The organism is Vibrio sp. V23_P3S9T160 (genome assembly GCF_963886625.1).
GTDB classification, from domain to species: Bacteria; Pseudomonadota; Gammaproteobacteria; order Enterobacterales; family Vibrionaceae; genus Vibrio; species Vibrio anguillarum.
Window position 1 is genome coordinate 1 of record NZ_CAWPDB010000028.1, and the last position, 7,334, is coordinate 7,334.

A 7,334-nucleotide genomic window follows, 5' to 3' on the forward strand; every position below is an offset into this window, starting at 1 on the left:
AAATACAAGGATCGCGCATGTCTGTGATGCATAAAATCGTCAGCCGCCGCACTCAACTCTCTCGCAGTGAATTACAAATCGCCGATTGGATCATCGCTCATCCAGAAAAAGCCGCGCTCGCCACCAGCCAAGCATTGGCCGAACACGCAAAAGTCAGCCAATCGAGCATTGTCAAATTTACCCAGAAAATTGGCTTTAGGGGCTACAGTGAGTTTAAGTTAGCGCTGGCCGAAGAGCTTGGCCGTAAATTGGCGTTTCAGACCACGCCACTGCACAGCAATATTCTGGCTGACGACCCACTGGCGGTGATCGCACAAAAATTGGTGCAAGCGAAAACAGAGGCGATGTTTCACACCACCAACGCGCTTTCATTTCCCCATTTCAACCAAGCAGTACAGTGGATAAACCTCGCCAACCGCGTGCAAATTATCGGTATCGGCGGCTCGGCGCTCACCGCAAAAGATTTGGCTTTTAAGCTCCTGAAATTAGGCATCACAGCGCTCACAGAACAAGATAGCCACGTACAAATCGCCACCGCACGCACGCTAGGTGCGCAAGATGTTCAAATTGTGATTTCATTTTCAGGAGAGAGAAAAGAGATTTTGATTGCCGCCGAAGCGGCCAAGCAGCAAGGAGCAAGCGTTATCGCGCTCACCTCTCCGAAGAAAAATCGATTACGTGAATTAGCCGATCTCTCTTTTGATACGATTGCCGATGAAAATGAACATCGCAGCTCATCCATCGCCTCTCGCACCGCGCAGAATGTTCTAACCGACCTGTTGTTTATTACTCTTGTACAGCAAAGAGACGAGTCGGCGCGTCAATTGATCCAAGACATTTCATCTGATATTCGTCAAATCTTTTAACGGAACTAATCGCTCTCTTCAATGCAGTGCATGCGATGAAAAACGCGATGAATGATCGGTGCAAATAGGGTAGCCAATGAAACGAAAAAGACAGTTTCGATAAATAAGCTGTAAAAGGCTAAAAAGAGATGCAAGCTCGGCGCAAGATGCAGATTGATTATCGGGTAGGGAAGCTCGAGACCACTGACCATCGAAAGCGCATTCAACCACGCTTGCGCCGCCGGGAGATCAGCTAGGTAGACAAAACCCACCACTCCGGGAATGAGGCCAGTCAACAGCAGTAACGCAGCGATCGCCGCATAGCGTAAGCAGCGCCATGTAAAACGCTCAACGGAGATAACTTCTTGATGAATCGATTCAAATTTCACGCCAGCCTCCTTGATGTTTGCCTCATCATAAGCAATGGCGGCTTAATAATGAAGGACCAAAAGGCGGATATGCAGAGTTGATCTACACGCTTAGAAACCTCGCGCTAATAATTGCGCGAGAAACGCCAACTCTTCTTGGCTCTCTTTGATGGCAAGTGCTTCAAGCCAAACCGACTCGCTGTAATGCTCGGCTTTGAGAAAAAGTAAGCAACCTTCAAAATCAATCAACCATGAGTGAATGTCCGCATCCCACTGTTTTTCTATCACTGTAGCTGAAAGCTGCTTGACCAAACGTTCGCCTAGTGCAGGAAAAGTATCGACATCAAAACGCGGTGTACTCAAGACGAGTCGCCCTTCATCTTGTAAATTGTGTGCTAAACCGAACTCAGCCATGGTGGGTTAAGTGCTCCTGAATCAGGTCTAAAAATGGGTCGGCGTATTTTTCAAGCTTGCGTTGCCCAACACCATTAACGGCCAACATTTCTCCGTACGAAGTGGGCAATATCTCCGCCATATCAATTAAGGTCGCATCACTAAAGACCACGTAAGGCGGCAGGCCATCTTCATCAGCAATCGATTTACGCAATTTACGCAATTTGGCAAACAGTGGTTTGTCGTAGTTTTTGTTGGATAACTTATCTGATTTCGCCGCACGAGCGGCTGTATCTAAACGTGGAATAGCTAACTCTAATGGCACTTCTCCACGCAGCAGCGGTCGCGCCTCTTCCGTCAACTGCAAGGTCGAATTGCGAGTAATGTTTTGCTGCAACAACCCTTTATGGATCAACTGACGGAAAATACTCACCCAATAATCATGGCTATGATCGCGACCAATGCCGTAAGTAGTGAGCTTGTCGTGGCCATTTTCACGAATACGGATATTTTGCATACCGCGCATCACTTCCACCACATAACCAATACCGAAACTTTGGTTGACGCGATAAACGCACGATAACGCTTTTTGCGCCTCTTGCGTGGCATCGAAATGCTTGGGAGGATCAAGGCAGATATCGCAGTTGCCGCAAGGTTTGTCTCGATATTCACCAAAATAATTGAGCAACACTTGGCGGCGACAAGTTTGTGCTTCAGCAAAAGCGCTCATCGCGCCCAACTTATGGCTTTCCACCTGCTTTTGTGGCCCTTCCGGCTTCTCATCTAACATTCGACGCAGCCAACTGATGTCGGCCGGATCATAGAGCATCATCGCTTCGGCTGGCAAACCGTCTCGCCCTGCGCGCCCGGTCTCTTGATAGTAAGATTCGATGTTGCGCGGAATATCAAAATGCACCACAAAACGCACGTTGGGTTTATTAATCCCCATTCCAAATGCGACGGTAGCAACCACTATCTGAATGTCATCACGCTGAAATGCTTCTTGCACATAAGCGCGCTCATCGGCGTCCATACCCGCATGGTAACTGGCCGCTCGTAAATGGTTGTTGCACAGTTTTTCTGTCAGCATTTCTACTTTTTTGCGACTGCCACAGTAAATGATGCCGCAATGTCCTCTTTGCGTATCAAGATAGCGGATCACCTGTGAAACCGGTTTGTGCTTTTCGACCAAGGTATAGCGGATATTAGGGCGATCAAAGCTGCCCAGATAGACATGCGGTTCTTGCAACTGCAAACGGTGCAAAATATCCACGCGCGTGGCGTCATCGGCCGTTGCCGTCAGTGCCATAAAAGGCACGTGTGAAAAATGCTGTTTAAGTTGGCCTAACGCCGCATACTCAGGGCGAAAATCGTGCCCCCATTGAGAAATACAGTGTGCTTCATCCACGGCAATCATCGCCAATGGCAACTGCTGCAAGCGTTCGATGAAATCGGGCATCAAAACGCGCTCAGGCGACGCGTAAATCAGCTTCAGTTGCCCCGCGTTCATTCGGTTATACACCGACATCAGCATCTCACGTGACATACTTGAATTAATACACTCAGCCGCGACACCGTTGGCTTTGAGCTGATCCACTTGGTCTTTCATCAACGAAATGAGCGGCGAGATGACTAAAGTGATGCCCTCTTTGACTAACGCAGGGATCTGATAACAGAGCGATTTTCCCCCACCCGTTGGCATGATAACTAAGCTATCTTGCCCCGCTAACGAAGCGTCAATCACCTCTTGCTGGCCGACACGAAACGACTGATAACCGAACACAGTCTGTAAAATACTGTGCGGTGTCTCAGGTTGAGGATCGGTTTGTTGAGCCATTAACGTTGCGGTCATGAAATTTCCAAGGGTGAACAAAAGGGGTAGAGCAACCGCTATACCGCAAAGCGTCTTATTGTAGTGGGGTTCGATGGTGAATAAAACCGCAAAATGTAGCGGTAAAGCGAATCGCTTGATTCTCGGCCATTATTCGCCACTCAAACTCCCGAGTGGTCGGTCGATTAACAAAGCTGCAACTTACTTGAGGAACAGTATATACTGTCGAATCGTTTCGCTGGCTCAGCACTTCACTCCTTTGAGAATTCATCATGACCGCAGAAGAACAACAACGCTCCAGACAAGGCGTTTTACTCGCTATTGGTGCTTACACTATGTGGGGCATCGCACCGATCTATTTTAAAGCAATCAACAATGTTCCTGCACTTGAGATCCTCACTCACCGCGTAGTGTGGTCGTTTTTCTTGTTAGCAGCACTACTTCATTTTGGCCGCAACTGGCGTAGTGTACGCAGTGTGATTACTCATAAATCAAAGATGATCTATCTAATGACCACCGCTTGTCTGGTTGCGGTGAACTGGTTAATTTTCATCTGGGCGATCAATGCTAATCATATGTTAGATGCCAGTTTAGGCTATTACATTAACCCACTGCTCAATGTGGTGCTCGGCATGCTTTTTCTTGGTGAGCGATTACGCAAACTGCAGTGGGTCGCGGTAGCGCTAGCCACCATTGGTGTGGCCATTCAGTTAATTGTGTTTGGTTCGATTCCTGTGGTCGCCATCGCTTTGGCGACCACTTTTGGCTTGTATGGCTTACTGCGTAAAAAAGTGGCGGTTGATGCCCAAACAGGTTTGTTTATCGAAACCTTGGTAATGTTACCCGCGGCGTTGATTTATCTGTTGTTTATCGCCAGCTCGCCAACTTCAGATATGGCGCTCAATCCGCTTAACCTCAACCTACTGCTGATCGCAGCTGGCGTCATCACGACCTTGCCTTTGCTTTGTTTCACAGGAGCAGCAACGCGTTTAAAACTTTCAACGCTGGGTTTCTTCCAATACATCGGCCCAAGCTTGATGTTTTTGCTCGCTGTCTTGGTTTACGGTGAAGCCTTCTCTAGTGATAAAGCCATTACTTTTGCCTTTATTTGGGCTGCATTGTTGCTGTTCAGTTTTGATGGTTTAAAAACAGGCCGAACCGCGCGACGCGCTCAACGGGCATCCGTTTAATTAGGATTGTTTATTCCCCTCGTTCGTCAAAGCGATCGAGGGCTCTGTGATCATTTTTTACAAGACAGTGGCGACATGGCTGGCTAAGCTTGCATTATTCAACCCTAAATTTTGGTCTCTATGGATAAAGTGAGCTACAGCCAAACTGCCTATCCTGCGATCGGTCTGATTGATGCAGACTATCGTCAGTTTGCGTTTGATCGCCACTACCATCTTGATATTCATATTGGCCTTATCACTCAAGGAACGCAGCGCTTCTACCACCAAGGCGCTTGGCATCAGGTACAACGGGGCGGCGTAGTTCTGATGTCGCCAGATGAGCTGCACGATGGGCAAGCGCACAATGGCTCTGGCTACCAAGTGCAAGTGTTTGCTATTGAACCTACTTGGCTACAGCAAACCTTAGAAGCCAAGCAGATTGAACAAGTGCTGGGTTTTGAGCAGTTAATAGTCGATGACGCGCCACTTTTTTGCTCACTGCTGCAACTTCATCACACCATGAAGCAGGATAAGCTCAGTCAACTCGCTAAAGATTGCTTACCCTACCAAGGGTTCACACCTTTGCTTGAACGCTATAGCCACTTGAAACTGCCGGAGGTTAAACCGCTCGGCCAGCGCAACCTCGCCACGCTGAAAGAGTGGGTACTCAGTCAACTCGACCAACCAATCCGCCTTGAACAACTCGCTCAGCTTTGCCAGCTTTCACCCACTCAGTTTCAGCGCCATTTCAAGGCGCAAACGGGCATCACACCTTATGCGTGGTTATTGCGTTTACGTTTAGAGCAAGCGATGAAATTGTTGAAAACCGGCACCTCTAGCACTGAAGTCGCCTATCAAGTCGGTTTTTATGATCAAGCCCATTTCAGTAAGACGTTCAAAGCAACCTTTGGCCTGCCACCCTCCGCCATCAATCGCACACTTTACTAACCAAACTGTCAGAAATTTACAAGGCAAGCACGTTTTCTCCACGCATACTCACCGTAAAACATGAGGAGAATACATGAACGAACTTTCCATATTGGCCACATTGGCTGGCGTACATTTTATGGCATTACTAAGCCCCGGCCCAGATGTGGCACTGGTGGTACAAAATGCCACCCGTTACGGTCGCAGAACCGGAGTTTTTATTGCGCTAGGGTTATCATGTGGCATTGTCATTCACTCACTGCTGAGCCTCACAGGGATAAGCTATTTGGTGCATAAACAACCCGCACTGTTTGCGATGGTGCAACTGGCCGGCGGGGGGTATTTATTCTATTTAGGCTTGGGCGCACTCAAATCCATCTACACCACCTGGCGATCGCCACAAGCTGTCGGAGTCAACAATGAGTGCGACAAGCTGATCGAAAATCAACGCCAAGCCTTTTCCCGCGGTTTTATCACCAATATTTTTAATCCAAAAGCTTTGGTCTTTTTTATCAGCTTAATGTCGAGTTTAGTGCCTGTGGGGATGTCCTTTTCAGGCAAAGGTATCGCCTTGCTGATTCTTTGGGGGCTCTCTTTTATGTGGTTCTCAACCTTGGCGTGGATGCTCTCTACCGCCCGCCTACAAAAAAGTTTGCAATCACTCACTGTGTATATTGATGCGGTATGTGGCATCATTTTTACGCTCATCGGTGGACTTATTTTATTGCAAGCGCTGCTTAGCCTTAGCCATTGATGCAGCGATTCGCGCCCATTTTTGTGCGAGATCTCTTACAAACGAGTGAGCAAATATCGCTTTTTGAGTAGGGAAATCAACACCAAAAAACATAACTAGTTGATTTTAAATAAAATAACAACCAGCTAGAGAAACCCTTTGCGAAAAAAGAGTTTCTCTAGCATTGCAGATAAATTAGAGATGGGTAATATGAACCTTGTCGGAAGGATTCTGACACGGAACAGGAAAGCACCACGGATTGGTCATCTTCAGGATGAAGAGACGACTGCTCAGGATGAATGGTCGGCACGGAAAGCAAATTGGACATTGAATGGACGCAATAGTAGCTAGGATGGTTACTACTAAGGAAAGACGATGGACACCTCTGGACGAGGCAAGGACTGAACATCAGGATGATGTAAAGGACACCGCTCAAGGAACAAGTGAAGCGCGCTAACGTGGATGGTTAGCAGACTAGGAAGTCACCAAGGACACCGCTAGGAAGGCGAAGAACGGATTAAGCTGACGGAATTCAGCCACTATCATGGATTTGATGCATGGAGCACTTTCGTAGCTGGATTGCTGCAAGTAAGACTATAACCCCGCAGGGCGCAAGCCCTCGGGGTTTTTCTTTTGGATCGGATAAGCATATGAGTTATCCAGCTTTCATATCTTGAACGGCTAGGTTAGGTATTTGGTTTAAACAACGCCATAAACACCCCCTCCCAGCCCTGTCTCTTGATCACAAGTCTGGTGAATCAAGAGACTTAGCCAGTTCATACCCTTCAAGGATGGTTTGTAACCTAAACCATCCTTGCCATAATGTCTTTATAGAAGCACGACCCGTTCGCTTTGTATTCTTCCAACCCCCTAATCGAGCAATACCTCTGTAAGCCCATGATATGTCCGGAGCTTCCTTCGGTAGCCCTTTTCTTTCTAGCTTTAGCCACATTAGCTTCCATGCTTTGCCTTTTAATATCGGCTCACAACTGCTCTTAGATAACTCATCTGATTCATTCATAAATCTCAACTGGAGCAACCGAGTCGCGATAAAAGCCAGAATAACGC

General features: G+C 47.6%; 8 protein-coding genes. 4 read left to right on the top strand and 4 right to left on the bottom strand.

Annotated features, from left to right (window positions below; genetic code table 11):
* The first annotated feature begins 17 nt into the window (after positions 1-17).
* The gene (locus tag AACU59_RS01795; protein WP_017045937.1) at positions 18-866 is read left to right on the top strand and encodes a MurR/RpiR family transcriptional regulator; all 849 of its coding nucleotides are present in this window, start codon (positions 18-20) and stop codon (positions 864-866) included.
* Positions 867-871: 5 nt separating this feature from the next.
* Here the strand turns inward: AACU59_RS01795 and AACU59_RS01800 are convergent, their stop codons facing one another.
* The 3 genes from AACU59_RS01800 to recQ form a co-directional block, all read right to left on the bottom strand.
* A complete protein-coding gene (locus tag AACU59_RS01800) occupies positions 872-1,234 on the bottom strand; it encodes a hypothetical protein (RefSeq protein WP_017043038.1) in 363 nt (120 codons plus the stop codon).
* Positions 1,235-1,324: 90 nt separating this feature from the next.
* Positions 1,325-1,627, bottom strand: a complete 303-nt coding sequence (locus tag AACU59_RS01805) for a DUF3630 family protein (protein WP_013855693.1) — start codon at positions 1,625-1,627, stop codon at positions 1,325-1,327.
* Positions 1,620-3,458, bottom strand: a complete 1,839-nt coding sequence (gene recQ / locus AACU59_RS01810; protein WP_094144463.1) for an ATP-dependent DNA helicase RecQ — start codon at positions 3,456-3,458, stop codon at positions 1,620-1,622. Before recQ ends, AACU59_RS01805 begins: the two co-directional genes overlap by 8 nt.
* Before the next feature lie 251 nt (positions 3,459-3,709).
* Between recQ and rarD the strand changes: the two genes are divergently transcribed.
* From rarD to AACU59_RS01825, 3 genes are all read left to right on the top strand, one after another.
* Positions 3,710-4,627 (top strand): EamA family transporter RarD, encoded by a 918-nt coding sequence (gene rarD, locus AACU59_RS01815; RefSeq protein WP_013855691.1) that lies wholly within the window; start codon positions 3,710-3,712, stop codon positions 4,625-4,627.
* Positions 4,628-4,747: 120 nt separating this feature from the next.
* Entirely contained in the window at positions 4,748-5,554 is an 807-nt protein-coding gene (locus AACU59_RS01820; RefSeq protein ID WP_176428492.1) for an AraC family transcriptional regulator, read from the top strand.
* Positions 5,555-5,627: 73 nt separating this feature from the next.
* Entirely contained in the window at positions 5,628-6,287 is a 660-nt protein-coding gene (locus AACU59_RS01825) for a LysE family translocator (RefSeq protein ID WP_094144461.1), read from the top strand.
* Between the two features lie 721 nt (positions 6,288-7,008).
* Here the strand turns inward: AACU59_RS01825 and AACU59_RS01830 are convergent.
* A partial coding sequence (locus tag AACU59_RS01830) for an IS4 family transposase (protein ID WP_272925456.1) occupies positions 7,009-7,334 on the bottom strand: 326 nt, incomplete at its 5' end.

Excerpts from the sequence above, each read along its gene's own strand:
- AACU59_RS01795 (WP_017045937.1), top strand. The coding sequence starts at position 18 with ATGTCTGTGATGCATAAAATCGTCAGCCGCCGCACTCAACTCTCTCGC.
- AACU59_RS01805 (WP_013855693.1), bottom strand. The coding sequence starts at position 1,627 with ATGGCTGAGTTCGGTTTAGCACACAATTTACAAGATGAAGGGCGACTC.
- recQ (WP_094144463.1), bottom strand. The coding sequence starts at position 3,458 with ATGACCGCAACGTTAATGGCTCAACAAACCGATCCTCAACCTGAGACA.
- rarD (WP_013855691.1), top strand. The coding sequence starts at position 3,710 with ATGACCGCAGAAGAACAACAACGCTCCAGACAAGGCGTTTTACTCGCT.
- AACU59_RS01820 (WP_176428492.1), top strand. The coding sequence starts at position 4,748 with ATGGATAAAGTGAGCTACAGCCAAACTGCCTATCCTGCGATCGGTCTG.
- AACU59_RS01825 (WP_094144461.1), top strand. The coding sequence starts at position 5,628 with ATGAACGAACTTTCCATATTGGCCACATTGGCTGGCGTACATTTTATG.